This is a genomic window from Actinosynnema sp. NPDC059797, from assembly GCF_042732085.1.
Taxonomy (GTDB): domain Bacteria; phylum Actinomycetota; class Actinomycetes; order Mycobacteriales; family Pseudonocardiaceae; genus Actinosynnema.
Window position 1 is genome coordinate 71,951 of record NZ_JBHWIE010000006.1, and the last position, 21,127, is coordinate 93,077.

Sequence of the window (21,127 nt, forward strand, 5' to 3'; positions counted from 1 at the left end):
ACTCCGGGGCTTCGTGGTGGCTTGGTCGCGCTAGCGGTCCACGGGAGCCGGAGTCCGGTTCCCGTAGAAAAAGTAGAAGTTGGCCGCGAGCACGACCACATCATGCCACAGCCACCGGGCTGTCGGGGGCAACGGGTAACGTGGACAGGCGATGAGCGCCTTGTTCGACTTGCCCTCAAGTCCCCCCTCCTCCCGCACCGCGCGGCTGCTCGACGACCTCAACCCGTCCCAGCGCCGGGCCGTCGAGCACGCGGGCACGCCGCTGCTGGTCGTCGCGGGTGCGGGGTCCGGCAAGACCCGCGTGCTCACCCGCCGCATCGCCCACCTCCTCGCCGAGCGGGGGGTGCACCCCGGCGAGGTCATGGCGATCACGTTCACCAACAAGGCCGCCGCCGAGATGAAGGAGCGCGTGGCCGACCTGGTGGGCCCGCGCGCCCGCTCGATGTGGGTGTCCACGTTCCACTCGATGTGCGTCCGGCTCATGCGCCGCGAGGCCAAGACCCTCGGCATGTCGTCCAACTTCTCGATCTACGACTCGGACGACACGCGCCGGCTGATCACGCTGGTGGCCCGCGACCTGGACCTCGACCCGAAGCGCTACCCGGCCCGCACGCTGGCCGTCCACATCTCGAACCTGAAGAACGAGCTGGTGGACGCCGCGACCGCGAAGGACCGGGCCGCCAACGACCTGGAGCGCCGCGTCGCCGAGGTCTACGAGAGCTACCAGCGCAGGCTCGTCGAGTCGAACTCGCTGGACTTCGACGACCTCATCATGCGGACGGTCGAGCTGCTCCAGGACCACCCGGACGTGGCGGAGCACTACCACCGCCGGTTCCGGCACGTGCTGGTCGACGAGTACCAGGACACCAACCACGCGCAGTACACGCTGGTCCGGGAACTGGTCGGCACCGGCGCGGACGGCGTCCCGCCCGGCGAGCTGTGCGTGGTGGGCGACGCCGACCAGTCGATCTACGCCTTCCGCGGCGCGACCATCCGCAACATCGTGGAGTTCGAGCGGGACTACCCGCAGGCCACCACGATCCTGCTGGAGCAGAACTACCGGTCCACGCAGACCATCCTGAGCGCCGCGAACGCGGTCATCTCGCGCAACCCGGACCGGCGCGACAAGCGGCTGTGGAGCGACCTGGGCGACGGCGAGAAGATCGTCGGCTACGTCGCGGACAACGAGCACGACGAGGCGCAGTTCGTCGCCAACGAGATCGACCGGCTGGTCGACTCCGGCGAGGCGAACAACGGCGAGATCGCCGTGTTCTACCGGACCAACAACCAGTCGCGCGTGTTCGAGGAGATCTTCATCCGCCTCGGCCTGCCCTACCGGGTCGTCGGCGGCGTGCGGTTCTACGAGCGGCGCGAGGTGCGGGACGCGCTGGCGTACCTGCGGGCGCTGGCCAACCCGGACGACACGGTCTCGCTGCGGCGCATCCTCAACGTGCCCAAGCGCGGCATCGGCGACCGCGCGGAGGCGTGCGTGGCCGCCCACGCCGAGCGGGAGCGGGTCGGCTTCGCGGTGGCGCTGCGCGACGCGGTGGCGGGCAAGGTGCCGCTGCTCAACCCGCGGTCGCGCAACGCGATCGCCGGGTTCGTCGAGCTGATGGACGAGCTGGGGCAGCTGGTCGAGCGCGGCGACGACGTGGCGGACGTGCTGGAGGCGGTGCTGGAGAAGACCGCCTACCGGGCCGAGCTTGAGGCCAGCGACGACCCCCAGGACCACTCCCGCGTGGAGAACCTGAACGAGCTGGTGACGGTGGCCCGCGAGTTCACCGACCTGGGCGCGGCGGTGCCGGTGCCGGAGGAGGACGAGGGGCTGCCCGCGGAGGGCTCGCTGGCGGCGTTCCTGGAGCGGGTGTCGCTGGTCGCCGACGCGGACTCGGTGCCGGACGCGGAGTCCGACGGCGTGGTCACGCTGATGACCCTGCACACCGCGAAGGGCCTGGAGTACCCGGTCGTGTTCTGCACGGGCTGGGAGGACGGCGTCTTCCCGCACATGCGGGCGCTGGGCGACCCGGTGGAGCTGGCCGAGGAGCGCCGGCTGGCGTACGTGGGCATCACGCGGGCGCAGCAGCGGCTGTACCTGTCGCGGGCGCTGGTGCGCTCGGCGTGGGGGCAGCCGGCGGCGAACCCGGCGTCGCGGTTCCTCGACGAGATCCCGGCCGACCTGGTCGAGTGGCGGCGGCTGGAGCCGAAGCGCTCGGCGCCGTCCGCGCCCACGTCGTGGGGCCGCTCGGCGACGTCGTCGCGGCCCGCGCCGTCGAACGCGCAGTGGAAGGACACGCCCGCGATCAAGCTGGACGTGGGCGACCGGGTGAGCCACGACAAGTACGGGCTGGGGCGCGTGGTGGCCGTGGACGGCTCCGGGCCGCGCGCCACGGCGACGATCGACTTCGGCGGGGCCGGGACGGTCCGGCTGATGCTCATCGGCGGGGTGCCGCTCGTGAAGCTCTGAGGAGCTCGGGCGGGCCGGTGGCCGGGCTCGGTGGCCCGGGTTGGCGGCTGAAGGGCTGGTTCGCAGGGCTGGGTCCGCAGGGCCTGATCGCCCTCGTTCGGGTCGGTTTTTCACTTGTTCGGGTTGAGCCGGATTCCGGGGCAACCCGGATCAACCGTGCGCGTCTTTAGGGGTGCCACAAGCGGGATGGCCGGGCGTTCGGGGCGTTCGGTGATCGGGGAGCCGCTGTCGTGGTGAGGGGGAACGCGGGACCCGTGTCGGGGCGGCTACCGCAGCGGGGATCACGGGTGGGACCACGGTGGGGATCACCAGGGGGCGGTTCCACGAGGGGTGGGCCGGGTCGCTTCGGCGGCCCGGTTTCTCCCGTTCGGCCGGCCCGGTTTCCTGGGTAGCCCGGTTTCCCGGTCGGCCCGGTTTCCGCGTGGCCCGGTTTCCCGCGTGGCCCGGCTTCTTGGCCGGCCCGGCTTTCGGGGTGACCCGGCTTTGGGGGCGGCCCCGCTGCTCGCGCCGGCACCCGGTCCTTGTTTCCGCAGCTCCGCCCGGCGACGTCCGGGAATTGTCGGTGCTCGGGTGTTTGATCCACACCTGAGCGGACGACGTGGAGGTGCGCGGTGTGGACGAGGTCTTGGCCCGGCTCTTGGACGAGCGCGTGGAGGGCTACCTGGACGCGGTTGACCGACTGGGTGCGCGCGGTGGTGCGCTGGGCTTGGAGGCCCGGCGGTTGGCCGCGGCGTGGCGGGCTCTGTTGCGCGTGCACCGGCGCACGCCCGCCGGACGGTGCCGGCGGTGCGCCGAGCGCGGTCGCATGTGCGCGGTGTGGCGGGTGGCCTGCGCCTACTTCGTGCACCGGCACCCACTCGACCGCTGGGTCGCGACGCCCGGCCGCGGTGCCGACCACGATGTCGACCGCGGCGCCGGGGCGTTCGACCGCGAGGTCAGAGGGTGATGCCCTTGGAGTTCAACCAGTTCATCGGGTTGATCTTGCGGCTGCCCGCGTCCCAGACCTCGAAGTGCAGGTGCGGACCGGTGGAGAAGCCGCGGTTGCCCATCCGGGCGATCTGCTCGCCCGCCTTGACCCGCTGACCCCTTTCCACCGAGTAGGTGTCCACGTGCCCGTAGACGGTGACCGTGCCGTCGGCGTGCTCGACCTTGACCCACAGGCCAAAACCGCTTGCCGGACCGGCCTCGATCACGACACCATCTGCGGCGGCGAGGATCGGCGTGCCGATGGGGCCCGCGATGTCGATGCCGTAGTGCATGGTGCCCCAGCGACCGCCGAAGCCGGAGGAGAAGACCCCTGCGGCGGGGCGGGCGAACTTGGGGCGCGCCGCCTCGGCGGCGGCGGCCTCGCGGTCCTGGGTGATCTGCTGGCTCTTGACGAGCTTCTGCGCCTCGGCGGCCGCGTCGACCGTCTTCGCGACGGGGAGGACCTGCGGAGCGGCGGGGGCGGTGCCGCCGACGCCGAACGCGGCGGCGCCCTCGGCGGCGTTCGCGAGGGGGGTCACCTCGTCCGAGGTGCTCGGCGAGTCGGAGCCCAGCGCGTGGAGCGTCTGCCCGGCGCCTGCGGCGGCGAAGGCGCCGACGGCGACCGCGGCGACCATGATCCGTCCGCGCAGCGCCGAAGGCGGCGGCGGGAGCCGGTGCGTGGCCACCGCACGCGTCGAGGCGTGTTCCACTGCCTCTTCGAGCGCGATCGAGCTCGTATGGCCGCCGGGGGAGCGGTGTCGAGACAAAACCTGACCTTCCGTCTTCGGGGAGTCCGGTCGGACACCGGGCGGGGGATCCCGGGTGAGCCGGTCGGGGTACCGACTCGTTGTCCTGGTTGTGACCAGACCGTGACAACGGACCCGGGGACAGTAACGGGGCGGAGCCCTTAAGGGCAATCCCCGGTGCCGATCTCTACCGATTAGCGGTCAGGTGGACTACTCGGCATACGGCCGGTGACTTTAGGTCATGACAGCGCTACTAAACCCCGAGCGTGCAGGCACGATGGGGTGATTGTGGTTGTCACGCGAACGTGTGATGGCGCTCACAATGAGGTGGGGGTGGTGCTGCCAAATCGTGAGGGGAAGGTGACCTGAATCACGTATCCGGTGCTCCGGGGCGACCAACACCGAGTGCTCCAACCGGGTGGCGCGGCGGCCGCTCGCCGAGGAGGCGTGCGCTGCTCTGCCGCGAGGGGCGTGTGACGCCCTGCGGTGTGGTGCCCCGGTGTGTAGTGACCCCGGTGTGTAGTGACCCCGGCTCTGTAGTGACCCCGGTCTGTGGTGACCCGGTTGTGCGCCCCGGTCTGTCGTGCCCGCTTCGTCCTGCCCCGAAGTCCCGCCTCCGCAGCACCCCCGACAGCACTGCGAAGGCGGATGCGTCGTCCCCGTATGCCGTGCACCGGCACGATCGGGGTGCCCGTCCGGTTCGCGGCCGAAACGGGCGGGCGCCGGCGCGGCGTCGCGCCGTGGCGGCTCCGGATGGCCCTCGACCGGCAATTGCTGATTGGCAACTGCTGGTGGGCGGGTGCCGGCGCGTGGTCGGCGCCCTGGGCCTCACCAGGCGGAACGGTGGTTCGAACAACACCCCCAGGTCTTCGAACGCTCCCCCGAGCGCTGCCACCCCGGGCCGGCTCCTGCCCCGACCAGTCGCTGTCCCGGATCCACCCATACGAGTGAATGAGGTGGCAGGCGGTCCAACCCGTGGAGGCGCGCGGTCTATTCCCGGGGGCACGTCGCCTGGGGTTTGCCGGGGTCAGGCCCCGCTCGAACGCCCGCGCGGGCCCCGTTCCGCCTTTGCTAGCGTCCGACCGGTGATCCGATCCGGAACCGCTGAACCGGTCACCCCGACGCTCACGAGGCTCCGGGCGGCGGTGGGGCTCGCCGCGCTGGGCTCGGTGCTCGCGGCGGTGGCCCCGGTCGTGGGGGTGGTCGAGGACTCCGCTCCTCCCGCGTTCACCGCCTGGCCGCTGCTGGCGGTCCTCGCCCTGGCGCCCGTCGCCCTGTCCGCCGCCCTGCTGGCGCGCGGCCAGGAGACGACCTCGGCGGCCGTGCTCGTCGCGCCCGCCGTGTTCGGGGTCGGTCGCCTGCTCAACGACCTCCAGGTCGTGGTCGACGCCGTCGACACCTCGCGCCCCGAGCTGTTCCTCCCGACCGACCTCGGGCCGTTGACCCCGGCGGTCGGCGCGTGGCTGCTCGTCGCCGGCCACGTGCTGGTGGTCGCGGGCGGCGCGGTGGCCGCGACCACCCTGGTCGAACCGGACGTGCGCAGCGAGCGCGCGGGGTTCGTCCTGCCGGCCACGGCGGGTCTGGTCGCGGCGGTCGGCCTGTTCACGGCTCCGTTCACCTCCACCGACGCCTTCATCCCGGCGCGCGGCCCGTTCGAGTCGGCGGTCCTGCCGATGGTCGGCGGCCTCCTGCTCACGGTCGCGGCGCCCGTCCTGGCGGTGCTGGCGGCGAGCGCCACCACGCAGGAGGTCCGCCGGGGCGGCCTGCTCGGCCTCGCGGCGGTCCTGGTCGCGGTGGCGCTCCCGCCCGTGGTGACGGGCTTCGCCGTGGACCGGGTGGGGTTCGCGCCCGGTCCGTTCCTGGTGCTGGCCGCCGCCGTGGCGCTGGCCTGGCCGCAGTCCGCCAAGGCGGAGGGCGGCGAAGGGGTCCACGAGCCCGAGCTGCCCGGTCCGCGCCGCCTGCACGTCATCACCGCCGGCCTGGGGCTGGTCGCCGCGGTCGCGGCCCTCGCGGGCGCCCTCACCGACCAGCTCGTGCTGCCCGAGGGGCTGTCGGCCCCGACGGACTACGCCACCCGCCTGCTCTGGCCGGCCGCGGTCGTCACCGGTGGCCTGGCCGTGGCCCTGCTGGCGAGGGCGCCGGTCCGGCCGACGCTCGCCGTCGCGCTGGCCACCGTTCCACTGGCGGCCGCGGGCGCGCTCGACGCCGTTTTCGCCGCCACGCAGGTCGAGACCGTCGAGCCGGGGCCGGGGGTGTGGTTCACGGTCCTCGCGGTGGTCGCGGCCGGGGCCGCGGGTCTCACGGCGGCGTTGGCGGGGTCGGTCGAGCGGGACGAGGCGGGTTCGGCGGTCGGCGAACCGCCGTTGCCGCTGATCGCCGGGACGCTGATCGCCGTCCTGCTGGCGCTGGGCGCGTTCGGCCTGCCGGTGCTGCGGGCCGAGGACTACGTGCCGGTCGGGGCGTTCAGCTTCCAGGCCGGGGCCTGGGGGCTGCTGCTCGCGGTGGTGTGGGTGGTCGTCGCGGCCGGGATCGCCTTGAAGGCCCGGCCGAACCAGGGCGCCGGGTTGTTGTTGGGCGCGTCCCTGGTGACGGCGGTGCGGGCGCTGGAGTACCCGTTGACGGCGGGGAGGGCGGTCGACGCCGCTCCCGGGCCCGGGCTCTGGTTGGCCGCCGGGGCCGCGGTCGCGTTCCTGGTGTCGGCGGCGCTCCGCACGGCTCGTTGAGCGCAAAAGACAAGAAGTAGGGGAAAACGGTCATTCGCCGCTGGGCAGGCCATGCGGGAGGACACGAGCGGGGCTCGTCGTTTGCGCCGGCGCGCGTCGTGCTGAATCGGTGTGGTGATCGACCTCACCACCTCTATGACCGACTTCACGGGCGTGGGGTGCGGAGTAGTCCTGGCAGGTCGATAGTGTTCTGCGCAGCCGCGTCGAGCCGGTCCCCCACGGCTATGCCGGCGTTCCAGGTGATGCCTGGTACGTGGTGCACCAGGCACCAGCCTGGAGCGCCGGACCTTCGAGGACCGCACCAGCGAGGACGCGGTGTCCGACACCGACGTCGCAGGAGACCCGAGTGGACCTGTACGAGTACCAGGCGAAGGACCTCTTCGCCGCCCACGACGTCCCGGTACTGCCGGGCGACGTGGCCAGCACCCCCGCCGAAGCGAAGGCGATCGCTGAGCGCTTCGGTCAGACCGTCGTGGTCAAGGCCCAGGTCAAGACGGGTGGCCGGGGCAAGGCGGGTGGCGTCAAGCTCGCCGAGAACCCCGATGAGACCGAGACCAAGGCCGAGGCGATCCTCGGTCTGGACATCAAGGGTCACGTGGTGCACCGCGTGCTCGTGACCCCCGCCTCCGACATCGCGGAGGAGTACTACTTCTCCTTCCTGTTGGACCGGGCGAACCGGACGTTCCTCGCGATGGCCTCCGTCGAGGGCGGCATGGACATCGAAGAGGTCGCGGCGACCAAGCCCGAGGCCCTGGCCAAGGTGCCCGTCGACGCCATCAAGGGCGTGGACCGCGCCAAGGCCGACGAGATCGTGGCGGCGGCGAAGTTCCCCGCCGAGGTGGCCGACCAGGTCGCCGACGTGATCGTCAAGCTGTGGGACACCTTCGTGTCCGAGGACGCCACGCTGGTCGAGGTCAACCCGCTGGTCCGCGACCCCGAGGGCAAGATCGTCGCCCTCGACGGCAAGGTCACGCTCGACGAGAACGCCGGCTTCCGCCACCCGGAGCACGAGGCGCTGGTCGACAAGCAGGCCGAGGACCCGCTGGAGGCCAAGGCCAAGGAGAAGGGCCTCAACTACGTCAAGCTGGACGGCCAGGTCGGCATCATCGGCAACGGCGCCGGCCTCGTGATGTCCACCCTCGACGTGGTCGCCTACGCCGGCGAGAAGCACAGCGGGGTCAAGCCCGCGAACTTCCTCGACATCGGCGGCGGCGCGTCCGCCGAGGTCATGGCCAACGGCCTGGAGATCATCCTGAACGACCCGGACGTCCGGTCCGTGTTCGTCAACGTCTTCGGCGGCATCACCGCTTGCGACGCGGTCGCCAACGGCATCGTCAAGGCCCTGGAGATCCTGGGCGACGAGGCCTCCAAGCCGCTGGTCGTCCGCCTCGACGGCAACAACGTGGAGGAGGGCCGCCGGATCCTGGCCGAGGCCGACCACCCGCTGGTGACCGTGGTGGACACTATGGACAACGCGGCCGACAAGGCCGCCGAGCTCGCGGCTGCGGGGGTCTGACGATGGCTATCTTCATCAACAAGGACAGCAAGGTCATCGTCCAGGGCATGACCGGCGCCGAGGGCACCAAGCACACCAAGCGCATGCTGGCCTCCGGCACCACCATCGTCGGCGGCGTCAACCCGCGCAAGGCGGGCCAGAAGGTCGACTTCGACGGCCACGTGCTGCCGGTGTTCGGCACCGTGTCCGAGGCCATGGAGGCCACCGGCGCCGACGTGACCGTGATCTTCGTGCCGCCGGCGTTCGCCAAGGCCGCCGCGATCGAGGCGATCGACGCGGGCATCGGCCTGGCCGTCGTGATCACCGAGGGCATCCCGGTGCACGACACCGCCGCGTTCTGGGCCCACGCCGTCGCCACCGGCAACAAGACCCGGATCATCGGCCCGAACTGCCCGGGCCTGATCAGCCCCGGCCAGTCCAACGCGGGCATCATCCCGGCCAACATCTCGGGCGCCGGCAAGATCGGCCTGGTGTCGAAGTCCGGCACGCTGACCTACCAGATGATGTACGAGCTGCGGGACTTCGGTTTCTCCACCGCCATCGGCATCGGCGGCGACCCGATCATCGGCACCACCCACATCGACGCGCTGGCGGCCTTCGAGGCCGACCCGGACACCGCGGCGATCGTGATGATCGGCGAGATCGGCGGCGACGCCGAGGAGCGGGCCGCGGCCTACATCAAGGAGAACGTCACCAAGCCGGTCGTCGGCTACGTGGCGGGCTTCACCGCCCCCGAGGGCAAGACCATGGGCCACGCGGGCGCGATCGTGTCCGGCTCGGCCGGCACCGCGCAGGCGAAGAAGGAGGCCCTGGAGGCCGCCGGCGTCAAGGTCGGCAAGACGCCGTCCGAGACCGCCGCCCTGATGCGCGAGATCATGCAGTCGATCGGCTGACATTCGCTCGTTCGTGGCAGACACTGGAGGCCACCTCCCGAGGGGAGGTGGCCTCCAGTGCGTACAAGAGCGCATCCGGGGGAACCACAGGAGTCCGGTCGTCGTCGGAGAGTGCGCATCGGCTAGCGTTCTGTCGACGACCTGATCAGTCCAGCAGTTGGAGGAGACACCACCATGTCCCAGCCGTACGGCGCCCCTCAGCAGCAGCCGGGACCGGCGCAGCCGGCGGTGGGCGTCAACCTGAACCTCATCCTCCCGCTGGTCGCCGCGGGCCTGGGCCTGATCGCCTACCTGCTGGCGTTCGCGGACGACGTCGCCTCGTCGCAGATCCAGTTCCTGCTGGCCGCCGCGGTGCTGGCGGGCCTGTCCGTGCTGCCGAAGGCGCCGAGGCTGCTGCCCGCGGCCGCCGTGCTCGCCGCGGTCACCACGCTGCTCCTGCTCCAGGACATCGTGAAGACCGAGGCCGACGTCGAGGGCATGCAGATCGTGCTGCTGATCGTCGCGCTGCTCCAGACCGCCGCCGTCATCGTCGCGGTCCTGCTGGACGCGGGCGTGGTGAAGCTCCAGCCGAAGCCCGCGAACCCGTACGGCCAGCAGCCGGGCGGCTGGAACCCGCAGTCCGGCGCGTTCCCGCAGCAGGGCCAGCACCCGCAGCAGTTCGGCCCGCCGTCCGGCCAGTTCGGCCAGCAGGCGCCGCCGCAGCAGCAGCAGGGCCAGCAGCCCAACCAGCCGCAGCCGACCTCGTACATGCCGCAGCCCGGCCAGTTCAACCAGCCGCAGCCCGGCCAGGGCACCCCGCCCAGCGGGTTCGGCGGCCCCCAGCAGCAGGGCTGACCAGGCGTGGGAGGGGTGGCACCGGGACACCGGGGCCGCCCCTCCTCGCATGTCCGGCGTGCCTCACCCGAACGGCTCATCACGACTGCGACAGTGGACAGGTGCCGGTGCTGCAGACGACTTCCCACGGCGCGGTGACCGACTCCGTGCGCCCGCCCGAGTTCTCCCGCGCGGAACGGGTGCGGGTGCTCGCCACGACCGCCGCGGGCTCCGTGGTCGTCGGCTACGCCGCGGTCGCCGCGCTGCTCGCGCTGATCTCCTCCACCGCCGCGCACGCGTCCTTCTCCACCACCGGGGTGCTGACCGCGGCCGCGCCCGGCTGGCTGGCCGCGCACCACGTGCCGCTGCGGTTCGACGGCGGCCAGCTCGGCCTGCTGCCGCTGCTGCCGACCGCGCTGGTGATGCTGCTGGTGTACCGGGCGGCGGCGGGCACGGCCGACCGGTTGGGCCTGTTCGAGCCGCTCCAGGCGCGGTCGGTGGTGTTCAGCATCGCCGGCGCGCACGCCGCGGTCGGCGCGGTGATCTCGTTCCTGATGGGCGACGAGGGGCCGGTGCGCGCCACACCCGCGGTGGCGTTCTTCGGCTGCGCGGCGGTGTCCGGGCTGGCGGCGGTGGCGGGCGTGGCGCAGCGCTGCGGCCTGGTGGAGGTCGTGTTCGAGCGCGTCGACCCGGTGGCCCGGCGCGGCCTGCGCACGGGCGCGCTGGTGCTGTTCGCGCTGGCGGCGGCCGGTGCGCTGGTGCTGGCGCTGGGCCTGGCGCTCTCCTGGACCACCACCGCGTCGCTGTTCGACCAGAGCGGCGGCACCATCGGCACGGGCCTCGGGATCTGGCTGATGTGCCTGGCCTACCTGCCGAACGCCGTGGTGGGCGCCCTGTCGTACGTCGTGGGCGCCGGGTTCTCCATCGGCCCGGTCGTGGTGACGCCACTGGAGTTCACCGGCGGCGCGGTGCCCGCCGTGCCGCTGCTGGCCGCGCTGCCCGAGGAGCAGGTGGCCTGGCTGCCGCTGGTGCTCGTGCTGCCCGGGGCGGTCGGCGTGCTGGCCGGGTTCACCCTGCGCGACGCCGCCCCGGCGCCCCGGTCGCGGGTGCGGGCGGTGCTGGTCGCGGCGATCACGGCGGGCGTGGGCGCGCTGGTGCTGGCCGCGGTGGCGGGTGGTCCGCTGGGCGGTGGGGTGTTCGACCCGGTGACCGTGCCGGCCGGGTTGCTGGCCGTGCTGACGGTGGGGTGGGTCGCGGTGCCGGGCGGGGTCGTCGCCTGGTTCTCCGGGCCGCGCCCGCCGCGCGAGGTGGAGCCGGCGCCGGTGCTGGAGCCCGCGGTGGAGGACGCCGCCGAGGACGAGGTGGTCGAAGCGGGCGACGAGGAAGAGGAGTACGACGAGGACTACGCCGACGACGAGTACGGCGACGAGGACTTGGAGTACGACGACGAGGACTACGACGACGAGTACGAGGAGGACGGCGCCGAGGAGGACGGTGTCGAGGAGGACGGCGCCGAAGTCGATCCGGACGAGGTCCTCGCCGACGATGACGACGACGCTGACCGCGCCGGTTCCGGCTCGGACCCCGGTCCCCGCTCCGATCCCGAGGACGGCTCGGAAGACGACCCGGAGGACGACCCGGAGCGTGCCGAACCCGTCTCCGGCGAGTCGGGCGACCGCGACCCGGACCTGCCCGCCGAGCCCCGGTGACCACCGCCTAGGCTGCTCTTGAGCTGCTGTGACAGTCCCCAGCAAGGAGAGCACGCTGAGCGCCGCGACCACACTCCGGCTTCCCGTCCCCGCCAGGGTCGTCGTCCTCGTCTCCGGTTCCGGCACCCTGATGCAGGCGTTGCTGGACGCGACGGCCGACCCCGGCTACCCGGTCCGGGTGGTCGCCGTCGGCGCGGACCGCGACGGGATCGCCGGCCTGGACCGCGCCGAGCGCGCGGGCGTCCCGACCTTCTCGGTGAAGCTGCGCGACCACGCCGACCGCGCCGCCTGGGACGTCGCGCTGGCCGACGCCGTCGAGGCGCACCGGCCCGACCTGGTCGTGTCGGCCGGGTTCATGAAGATCCTCGGACCTGCCTTCCTGGCCCGCTTCGGCGGCCGGATGGTCAACACCCACCCCGCGCTGCTGCCCGCCTTCCCCGGCGCGCACGGCGTCCGCGACGCCCTCGACTACGGCGTGAAGGTGACCGGCGCGACCGTGCACCTGGTGGACGGCGGCGTGGACACCGGGCCGATCCTGGCCCAGGAGGCGGTGGTCGTCACCGATGACGACGACATCGAAAGCCTGCACGAGCGCATCAAGGTGGTGGAGCGGCGGCTGCTCGTCGACGTGGTCGCCCGCCTGGCCCGCGAGGGCTGCACCGTGGACGGACGAAAGGTGAGCATCCCGTGACCACTCCTGCCGAGAGGCGACCGGTTCGTCGGGCCCTGATCGGGGTGTCCGACAAGTCGGGGCTGCTGGAACTGGCCACCGGCCTGAACGCGGCCGGGGTCGAGATCGTCTCCACCGGCGGGACGGCGCGGACCCTCGCCGACGCGGGCATCCCGGTGACGCCGGTGGAGAGCGTGACCGGCTTCCCCGAGGTGCTCGACGGCCGGGTCAAGACGCTGCACCCCGGTGTGCACGCGGGCCTGCTCGCCGACACCCGGCGCGAGGCGCACCTGGAAACCCTGCGTGAGCTGGGCATCGCGCCGTTCGACCTGCTCGTGGTGAACCTCTACCCGTTCGCGCAGACCGTCGCCTCCGGCGCGTCACCGGACGAGTGCGTGGAGCAGATCGACATCGGCGGGCCCGCCATGGTGCGCGCGTCGGCGAAGAACCACGCGAGCGTGGCGGTCGTGGTCGACCCGGCCCGGTACGAGTGGGTGCTGGAGCAGGTCCGGGCGGGCGGCTTCACGCTCGCCGACCGGCAGGGGCTGGCCGTGGACGCGTTCCGGCACACCGCGTCCTACGACGTGGCCGTGGCGTCGTACCTGGGCAGCGTCGTGGCCCCGGACGACGAGGGCTCCGGCTTCCCCGGCTGGGTCGGCGCGACGTGGCAACGCAAGCAGGTGCTGCGCTACGGCGAGAACCCGCACCAGCGGGCCGCGCTCTACACCGCCGGCGACGGTCGTCCCGGCCTGGCCACCGCCGAGCAGCTGCACGGCAAGGAGATGTCCTACAACAACTTCGTCGACGCGGACGCCGCGTGGCGGGCGGCGTGGGACCACGAGCTGCCGTGCGTGGCGATCATCAAGCACGCCAACCCGTGCGGCATCGCCGTGTCCGACCTGGACGGTGCGGGCGCGGTCGCCGAGGCGCACCGCAAGGCCCACGCGTGCGACCCGGTGAGCGCGTTCGGCGGCGTGATCGCGACCAACCGCGAGGTCACCGTGGAGATGGCCGAGCAGGTCGCGGAGATCTTCACCGAGGTGATCATCGCCCCGGCCTACGCCGACGGCGCGGTGGACGTGCTGACGCGCAAGAAGAACATCCGCATCCTGGTCGCGCCGGAGCCGGTGCGCGGCGGCGTGGAGACGCGCGCGGTGTCCGGCGGGCTGCTGCTCCAGACCGCGGACACCATCGAGGCCGAGGGCGACGACCCGGCCAAGTGGACGCTGGCGTGCGGCGAGCCGCTGGACGAGCAGGGCCTGGCCGACCTGGCGTTCGCCTGGCGGTCGTGCCGCGCGGTGAAGTCCAACGCGATCCTGCTGGCGTCCGGCGGTGCCACGGTCGGCGTCGGCATGGGCCAGGTCAACCGCGTGGACGCCGCCCGGTTGGCGGTCACCCGTGCAGGTGACCGGGTCCGGGGCGCGATGGGCGCGTCCGACGCTTTCTTCCCGTTCCCGGACGGCCTGGAGGTGCTGCTGGAGGCCGGCGTGCGAGCCGTCGTGCAGCCCGGCGGCTCGGTCCGCGACGCCGAGGTCATCGCGGCGGCCGAGGCGGCCGGCGCGACGGTGTACCTGACCGGTACGCGGCACTTCGCGCACTGATCGTCGCGGTGGGGGCTCCTCTGGTCGGGGAGCCCTCACCGGCGTGAAACCCTTGCCCCGCCCCGAACGCGTGATGTTCGGGGCGGGTTTTTCCTGCGGGGGAGCTGTTTTGCTTTGCAGGCGTTGAGGCGCTTCGAGGCACTCCGCCCTCCAGTTGCCCGCAGCCCTGCTGCCCTGCCTCCGCCGCTTACCCTTGCGCTCTGCCCTTGCCGCTCTGCCCTTGCCGCCCTGCCGCTGTAGACCTTGCTGCCCGTTGCTCGGATCGGGGTGTTCTTCCTTCCCCACCAAGGTTTGTCGCTGACCGTCGGGGTATCCCCGCTCCCGGGCGCATCAGCTCGACAGGCGCGAAAAGTACGCCGACCACTCGATCGTGGGCATTGACACCAGGTGGTCACCCCGCGATATGATCACAACGTCGTTCGAACACATGTTCGACAGACAGGTCGCCGAACTTCCCACGGCGGTCCGCGCACAGGGGTGCGCGCGGATCAGTGGGAGGAGGGGCGGGTGTCCAGGTCGGCAACGGCGACGCTGTCCGCGCTCGGGGTAGGCGCGGCAAGCGAGTTGACCGCGGCACCGGTCCAAGCTCTGCCAGTTCGCGGGGAACTGGCAGAGCTCCTCCCGTGGGGCGGCCTGAGGCGGGGCAGCACGGTGTCGGTGCGCGGGACGACATCGTTGCTGCTCACGCTGATGGCTGCGGCGACAGCGGAAGGTTGTTGGGCAGCCGTGGTCGGCCTGCCGGGATGCGGGGTGCTCGCGGCGGCCGAGTCGGGGGTGGCTGTCCACCGACTCGCCCTGGTCCCTCGTCCTGGGAGGGATCGGAGCGAGGTCGAGAAGACGGTAGCCGCCCTGCTGGACGGCTTCGACCTGGTCTCGGTGGCCACCCCGGTCACCGGCGCCACGGCCCGCAAGCTCTCGGCGAGGGCCAGGAACCGCAAAGCGGTGCTGCTGCCGTTCGCCACCCCGTGGCCGGGCGCGGACGTGGAGCTGAGCGCCACCCCGGACCGGTGGACGGGCCTCGCACGAGGCCACGGCGTGCTGACCAGCCGAACCGCCACGGTGCGCGCAACAGGCCGAGGCGCAGCCGCCCGACCAAGACAAACCCGCCTGCTCCTCTCCGGCACGCCGAGTCCTGGAACACCAAGCCCCGGCGCACCAAGCCTTGGCACGCCGAGCCCTGATGCGCCGAGCCCTGGTGCGCCGAGCCCTGGTGCGCCGAGCCCTGGTGCGTCGAGCCCTGGTGCGTCGAGCCCCGGCCCGCCCAGCCTTGGCACGCCCACCCCTGGTGCGCCTATCTCCGGCAAGCCCAGCTCTGGCACGTCTATCCCTGGCACGCCCAGCCTCGGCGAGCCCAACTCCGCCAAGACCTCGGCACCACACCCAGCCCAAGCACCTCCGGTGCGTCCTCGACCTCGCCCTCGTCCTGAAGCACCGCCCTCGACCCCCGGCCTAATGCGCATCCTGCCGACAGGCTCATCCCTAGCCCTGGCCACAACTCCGATCCGGCGCGGATCAACCCCAACCCCAGCCCTGGCTCGGATTCCAACCCCAGCCTTGGCTCGGACTCTGACCCCAGTCCTGGCTCGGACTCTGACCCCCGTTCCGGCCGCGGCTACGCACCCGGCCCCGGTCCCGGCCCCGGCTCGGGCTCTGACCTCAGTTCCGGCCCTGGCTCCGCCCTCGGCCCCGACCTCGGTTCGGGTTCGGGCTCTGCTCTCAGTTCCGGCCCCGGCCCCGGCCCCTGTTCGGGTTCGGGGCCGGGCTCTGACCTTGGTCTCGGCTCCGGTGCCCGCAACAGCGTCATAACCAGCCACCTCCCTCCTTTCCCTCTCCTCTCTCCCTTCTCTTCCTTCTCCCTCTCCCAGCCTTGAACCGACCGTCAGGGGTGAACCGTTGTACACGCTCGCCGTCTGGTGTCCTGATTGGCCGGTGGTGGCTGCTTCCGCCGAAGCCGCTCTGCTGCCGCACGTGCCCGCCGCCGTTGTGCGGTCGGGTGAGGTCGTCGCCTGTTCCGCGGTCGCTCGGGCCGAGGGGGTGCGGCGGGGGTTGCGCGTGCGCGCGGCCCAGGGGCGGTGTCCCGAGTTGGTCGTCTTCGACCACGACGAGGCGCGCGACGCCCGGCTCTTCGAACCGGTCGCGGAGGCGGTGGAGGGGTTGGCGCCCGGTGTCGAGGTGGTGCGGCCGGGACTGGTCGTGGTCGGGGCGCGGGGGCCGGTCGGGTACTGCGGTTCTGCGGAGCGGGCCGCTGAGCGGATCGTCGACCAGGTTGCCGTGCGCGCCGGGGTCGAGGTTCAGGTCGGGTTCGCGGACGGGGTGTTCGCGGCGACCCTCGCGGCGCACCGCGGTGTGGTCGTGCCGCCTGGCGGGACCCGGGAGTTCCTGGCGCCACTGGGCATCCACGAACTCGACCAGCCCGCCGACCACCGAGAGGACCGGGCGGAGCTGGTGGACCTGTTGCGCCGGCTCGGGTTGCGCACGCTCGGCGCGTTCGCCGCCCTGCCCGAGCGCGATGTCGCCAACCGCTTCGGGCATCGGGGCGTGCTGGCGCACCGGTTGGCCGCAGGTCGGGAGGAGCGGCCGCCGGCGCGGCGTCGGCCGCTGCCCGAGCTGGGCGTCGCCCGGGTGCTCGACCCGCCCGTCGACCGGGTCGACGTGGCGGCGTTCGCGGCCAGGGGGCTCGCCGAGAGCCTGCACGCCCGGCTCGCGGACCGCGGCCAGGCCTGCACGCGCCTCGCCATCCGGGCCACCACCGAGGACGGCGAGGAGCTGTGCCGGGTGTGGCGTTGCGCCGACCCGCTCACCCCGCAGGGCATCGCGGACCGGGTGCGCTGGCAGCTCGACGGCTGGCTCACGCGCAACCGGTTCGAGTCCGGTGTCAGCCTGCTCCAGCTCGACCCGGAGGAGGTCGTCGACGGCGCGGCCCTCCAGCTCGGCCTGTGGCCGGGCGCGGGTCGGGACCGGGGTGAGGCCGCTGAACGCGCGGCGCGGGCGATGGTGCACGTCCAGGGCCTGCTCGGGCCGGGCGCCGTGCTCACGCCGGTGCTCGGTGGCGGGTGCGGACCGGGTGAGCGGGTGCGGCTGGTGCCGTGGGGCGATGAGCGCACGCCCGCGTTCGACCCGGACCGGCCGTGGCCGGGGCAGCTGCCCGCGCCGTCGCCGGCGACGGTGTTCACCGAGCCCGAACCGGTGGCGCTGCTGGACTCCTCGGGCGCGGACGTCGTGGTCACCGGCTACGCCGAGCTGGTCGTCGAGCCGCACCGGATCGTGCACGCCGGGCGGGCGCGGCAGGTCGTGGCGTGGTCGGGGCCGTGGCCGGTGGACGAGCGCTGGTGGGACGAGGCGACGGCGCTGCGCGCGGCGCGGCTCCAGGTCCTCGGTGCCGCGCCGGACGGTGAAGAGCTGGCGTTCCTGCTGATCCGCACCGGCGGGAAGTGGGCGGTGGAAGGGGTGTACGACTGATGGGCGCTGACTTTCCCGAACCGGACGGTCGGGTCGACCGGGGGCCGGCCGACTGGCCGGGGTGGTTCGCCGTGCCAGAGCAGCGCGGCGGACCGGCGTACCCGGCGAACTCCGGCCGGACGCCGCCGCACGTCCCGCCCCGGTCCGCGCGGTCATCGGCCGAACGGGCGTTCCCGCTGGTCCCCCTGCCCCGGCGGGCGCCGGACGACCTGGTCTGATGGGGTGGAACAACCCGCCGGTCCGGTGGGCCGGGCTGGAACGCGCGCTGTCCGGCGAACCCCGGCCGACCGACGGCGGCGACAGCCCCGCGTGGACGCGCCGACGTGAGCGCTACGAGGCGCCGCCCGACCTCGCGGTCAAGGTCGACGAGCTGGGCGCGACCCGCTCGCGCGTGCCCTACGTCGAGCTGCACTGCCACTCCAACTTCAGCTTCCTCGACGGCGCGAGCCACCCGGAGGAACTGGTGGAGGCGGCGCACCAGCTCGACCTCGACGGCCTCGCGCTGACCGACCACGACGGCGTGTACGGCGTGGTGCGCTTCGCCGAGGCGGCGAAGGAGCTGGGCGTGCGCACGGTGTTCGGCGCCGAGCTGGGCGTCGGGCTGTCCGCGCCGCGGAGCGGTCAACCCGACCCGGGGGGCGAGCACCTGCTGCTGCTGGCGGCCAACCGCGACGGCTACCACGCGCTGTGCCGCACGATCACCACCGGCCAGCTCGCGGACGGCGGCGAGAAGGGCCGGCCGGTCTACGACCCGGAGCAGGTCGTCGCCGACACCCGGGACGACTGCGTCGTGCTCACCGGCTGCCGCAAGGGCGCGGTGCGCCGGGCGTTGGCGCGCGAAGGGCCCGAGGCGGCGTTCGCGCGGCTGCGCGACCTGGTCGACCGGTACGGCGCGGACCGGGTGTTCGTCGAGCTGACCGACCACGGCTACCCCGAGGACGGCCCGCGCAACGACCTGCTGTGGGCGATGGCCCACGACCTGGGTCTGCCGACCGTGGCGACGAACGCCGTCCACTACGCCGTGCCCGCGCGCGGTCGGCTGGCCGCGGCCATGGCGGCCGTGCGGGCGCGGCGCAGCCTGGACGAGCTGACCGGTTGGCTGCCTCCCGGCCGCACCGCGTACCTGCGGTCGGGGCAGGAGATGGCCCGCCGGTTCGCCCGGTTCCCGGGCGCCGTGCACCGCGCGGCCGTGCTCGGCCTCCAGTGCCAGTTCGACCTGCGCCTCATCGCCCCGCGACTGCCTCCGTTCGACGTGCCGGCCGGTCACGACGAGAACAGCCACCTGCGCGAGCTGACCTACGCGGGCGCCGCCCACCGCTACCGGTCGATCGGCGAGAACCCCAGGGCGTACCGGCAGCTCGAGCACGAGCTGAGGATCATCGAGGAGTTGGGCTTCCCCGGCTACTTCCTCGTCGTGCACGACATCGTCGACTTCTGCCGCCGCAACGGCATCCTCTGCCAGGGCCGGGGCTCGGCCGCGAACTCCGCCGTCTGCTACGCGCTGGGCATCACCAACGTCGACGCCGTCCGCTACGACCTCCTCTTCGAGCGCTTCCTGGCCCCCGCCCGCGACGGGCCGCCCGACATCGACCTCGACATCGAGTCGGACCGCCGCGAGGAGGCCATCCAGTACGTCTACCGCAAGTACGGCCGCCGGCACGCCGCCCAGGTCGCGAACGTCATCACCTACCGGGGCCGGTCGGCGATCCGCGACGTGGCGCGGGCGCTCGGCTGCTCCACCGGCCAGCAGGACGCGTGGAGCAAGCGGATCGACCGCTGGGGCCCGCTGCGGTCCGCGGTGGAGGAGGGCGGCATCCCGCGCCCGGTGCTGGAGCTGGCCGCGCAACTGGAGGGGGTCCCGCGCCACCTGGGCATCCACTCCGGCGGCATGGTCATCTGCGACCGGCCGGTCAGTGAGGTGTGCCCGGTCGAGCGGGGCCGGATGGCCGACCGCACGGTGCTCCAGTGGGACAAGGACGATTGCGCCTCCATCGGGTTGGTGAAGTTCGACCTGCTCGGCCTCGGCATGCTGTCGGCCCTGCGTCACGCCATCGACCTGGTGCGCGAGCACGAGGGCGTGGAGGTGGACATCGGCAACCTCGACCTGCGGGACGGGCGCGTCTACGAGATGCTGCGGCGCGCCGACTCCGTCGGGGTGTTCCAGGTGGAGAGCCGCGCCCAGATGGCCACCCTGCCCCGGCTCAAGCCGAAGGAGTTCTACGACCTGGTGGTCGAGGTCGCCCTGATCCGACCCGGTCCCATCCAGGGCGGGTCGGTGCACCCCTACATCCGCCGCCGCAACGGGCAGGAGGAGTGGGACTACGACCACCCGCTGCTGGAAGGCGCGCTCAAGAAGACCCTCGGCGTGCCGCTGTTCCAGGAACAGCTCATGCAGATCGCCGTCGACGTGGCCGACTTCAGCCCCGCCGAGGCCGACGAACTGCGGCGCGCCATGGGCGCCAAGCGCTCCACGTACCGCATGGAACGCCTCCGCGAGCGCTTCCACCGGGGCGCCAAGGCCAACGGCGTCGGTGCGGAGGCGGCCGAGCGGATCTACGCGAAGCTGTTGGCGTTCGCCAACTTCGGCTTCCCGGAGAGCCACGCGCTCAGCTTCGCGCACCTCGTGTTCGTCAGCTCCTGGTTCAAGCTCCACCACCCGGCCGCCTTCTGCGCGGCCCTGCTCCGTGCTCAGCCCATGGGCTTCTACTCCCCTCAATCACTGGTCGCCGACGCCCGCCGCCACGGCGTGCGGGTGCTCGGCCCCGACGTCAACGCGAGCCTCCCGCACGCCACCCTCGAACCGGTGGACGGCGAGCAGGCGGTGCGCATCGGCCTCGCCGGCATCCGGACCATCGGCCCCGAGGTCGCCGAAGCCGTTGTCGCGGAACGGGAGTCGGGCCCGTTCCGTGACATGGCGGACTTCGGCGCCCGCGTCCACCTGACCACCGCCCAGGTCGAGGCCCTGGCCACCGCGGGCGCGTTCGGCTGCTTCGGCCTGGACCGGCGAGCGGCCCTGTGGGCGGCGGGAGCCGTCGCGAAGATCCGCCCCGACCGGCTGCCCGGCACCGCCGTCGGCACGGAGGCCCCACCCCTGCCCGGCATGGACGAGGTGGAACTGGCCGTCGCCGACGTCTGGGCGATGGGCCTGTCCCCGAGCAGCTTCCCGACCGAGTTCGTGCGCGACCGCCTGACCGGCCTCGGCGCCCTGGCCACCGCCGACCTGGCCGGGGTCCCGAACGGCACCAGGGTCCTGGTCGGAGGCGCCGTGACGCACCGCCAGCGCCCGGCCACCGCGGGCGGCGTCACGTTCCTCAACATCGAGGACGAGACCGGCATGGTCAACGTCGTGTGCACCCCGGGCCTGTGGGCCCGCTACCGCCGGGTCGCCCGGATGAGCCCCGCGCTGCTCGTCCGGGGTGTGGTGGAGTCGGCGGAAGGCGTCATCAGCATCCGCGCCGAACGCTTGCAACAACTGGACCTGCGCATCCCCTCCCGCTCTCGCGACTTCCGGTGACTGGTGGTTGGCGCCCCGTTGCCGGTGTGGGGGCTCGAAATCGACTGCCGATC

General features: G+C 72.9%; 14 protein-coding genes. 13 read left to right on the forward strand and 1 reads right to left on the reverse strand.

The window, feature by feature from the left end; genetic code table 11:
• Nucleotides 1-151: 151 nt before the first annotated feature.
• Nucleotides 152-2,464 carry a DNA helicase PcrA gene (gene pcrA, locus ACFV4N_RS03840; protein WP_499670965.1) on the forward strand — a complete coding sequence of 771 codons (2,313 nt, stop codon included), beginning with the start codon at nt 152-154 and terminating at the stop codon, nt 2,462-2,464.
• 613 nt (nt 2,465-3,077) lie between these two features.
• The gene (locus ACFV4N_RS03845; RefSeq protein ID WP_499670966.1) at nt 3,078-3,410 is read left to right on the forward strand and encodes a hypothetical protein; all 333 of its coding nucleotides are present in this window, start codon (nt 3,078-3,080) and stop codon (nt 3,408-3,410) included.
• Here ACFV4N_RS03845 and ACFV4N_RS03850 read toward each other — a convergent pair.
• Nucleotides 3,400-4,065: a M23 family metallopeptidase gene (locus ACFV4N_RS03850; RefSeq protein ID WP_499670967.1), complete on the reverse strand. Its 666-nt coding sequence runs from the start codon at nt 4,063-4,065 to the stop codon at nt 3,400-3,402. The genes ACFV4N_RS03845 and ACFV4N_RS03850 overlap by 11 nt on opposite strands.
• 1,196 nt (nt 4,066-5,261) lie before the next feature.
• On the opposite strand from ACFV4N_RS03850, the gene ACFV4N_RS03855 reads away from it, so the two are divergent.
• From ACFV4N_RS03855 to ACFV4N_RS03905, 11 genes are all read left to right on the forward strand, one after another.
• Nucleotides 5,262-6,899 (forward strand): hypothetical protein, encoded by a 1,638-nt coding sequence (locus tag ACFV4N_RS03855; RefSeq protein WP_499670968.1) that lies wholly within the window; start codon nt 5,262-5,264, stop codon nt 6,897-6,899.
• 346 nt (nt 6,900-7,245) lie between these two features.
• The gene (sucC, locus tag ACFV4N_RS03860) at nt 7,246-8,415 is read left to right on the forward strand and encodes an ADP-forming succinate--CoA ligase subunit beta (protein WP_499670969.1); all 1,170 of its coding nucleotides are present in this window, start codon (nt 7,246-7,248) and stop codon (nt 8,413-8,415) included.
• A gap of 2 nt (nt 8,416-8,417) precedes the next feature.
• Nucleotides 8,418-9,308 (forward strand): succinate--CoA ligase subunit alpha, encoded by an 891-nt coding sequence (sucD, locus tag ACFV4N_RS03865; RefSeq protein ID WP_499670970.1) that lies wholly within the window; start codon nt 8,418-8,420, stop codon nt 9,306-9,308.
• Between the two features lie 174 nt (nt 9,309-9,482).
• Nucleotides 9,483-10,142 carry a DUF5336 domain-containing protein gene (locus ACFV4N_RS03870; RefSeq protein ID WP_499670971.1) on the forward strand — a complete coding sequence of 220 codons (660 nt, stop codon included), beginning with the start codon at nt 9,483-9,485 and terminating at the stop codon, nt 10,140-10,142.
• A 101-nt stretch (nt 10,143-10,243) separates the two neighbouring features.
• Nucleotides 10,244-11,830, forward strand: coding sequence for a cell division protein PerM (locus ACFV4N_RS03875; RefSeq protein ID WP_499670972.1), 1,587 nt, complete (start codon nt 10,244-10,246; stop codon nt 11,828-11,830).
• 55 nt (nt 11,831-11,885) lie between these two features.
• Nucleotides 11,886-12,521, forward strand: a complete 636-nt coding sequence (gene purN / locus ACFV4N_RS03880; protein WP_499670994.1) for a phosphoribosylglycinamide formyltransferase — start codon at nt 11,886-11,888, stop codon at nt 12,519-12,521.
• Entirely contained in the window at nt 12,518-14,101 is a 1,584-nt protein-coding gene (gene purH / locus ACFV4N_RS03885) for a bifunctional phosphoribosylaminoimidazolecarboxamide formyltransferase/IMP cyclohydrolase (protein ID WP_499670973.1), read from the forward strand. The genes purN and purH overlap by 4 nt, the downstream gene beginning before the upstream one ends.
• A gap of 507 nt (nt 14,102-14,608) precedes the next feature.
• Nucleotides 14,609-15,907 carry a DnaE2-dependent mutagenesis accessory factor ImuA' gene (gene imuA', locus ACFV4N_RS03890; RefSeq protein ID WP_499670974.1) on the forward strand — a complete coding sequence of 433 codons (1,299 nt, stop codon included), beginning with the start codon at nt 14,609-14,611 and terminating at the stop codon, nt 15,905-15,907.
• Between the two features lie 87 nt (nt 15,908-15,994).
• The gene (locus tag ACFV4N_RS03895) at nt 15,995-17,560 is read left to right on the forward strand and encodes a DNA polymerase Y family protein (RefSeq protein WP_499670975.1); all 1,566 of its coding nucleotides are present in this window, start codon (nt 15,995-15,997) and stop codon (nt 17,558-17,560) included.
• Nucleotides 17,560-17,778 (forward strand): hypothetical protein, encoded by a 219-nt coding sequence (locus ACFV4N_RS03900; protein WP_499670976.1) that lies wholly within the window; start codon nt 17,560-17,562, stop codon nt 17,776-17,778. The genes ACFV4N_RS03895 and ACFV4N_RS03900 overlap by 1 nt, the downstream gene beginning before the upstream one ends.
• Entirely contained in the window at nt 17,778-21,074 is a 3,297-nt protein-coding gene (locus ACFV4N_RS03905) for an error-prone DNA polymerase (protein WP_499670977.1), read from the forward strand. Before ACFV4N_RS03900 ends, ACFV4N_RS03905 begins: the two co-directional genes overlap by 1 nt.
• The last annotated feature ends 53 nt before the right edge of the window (nt 21,075-21,127 follow it).

Coding starts and splice junctions, on each gene's coding strand:
- ACFV4N_RS03900 (WP_499670976.1), top strand. CDS start 17,560: ATGGGCGCTGACTTTCCCGAACCGGACGGTCGGGTCGACCGGGGGCCG.
- ACFV4N_RS03905 (WP_499670977.1), top strand. CDS start 17,778: ATGGGGTGGAACAACCCGCCGGTCCGGTGGGCCGGGCTGGAACGCGCG.
- pcrA (WP_499670965.1), top strand. CDS start 152: ATGAGCGCCTTGTTCGACTTGCCCTCAAGTCCCCCCTCCTCCCGCACC.
- ACFV4N_RS03870 (WP_499670971.1), top strand. CDS start 9,483: ATGTCCCAGCCGTACGGCGCCCCTCAGCAGCAGCCGGGACCGGCGCAG.
- ACFV4N_RS03850 (WP_499670967.1), bottom strand. CDS start 4,065: ATGGTCGCCGCGGTCGCCGTCGGCGCCTTCGCCGCCGCAGGCGCCGGG.
- sucD (WP_499670970.1), top strand. CDS start 8,418: ATGGCTATCTTCATCAACAAGGACAGCAAGGTCATCGTCCAGGGCATG.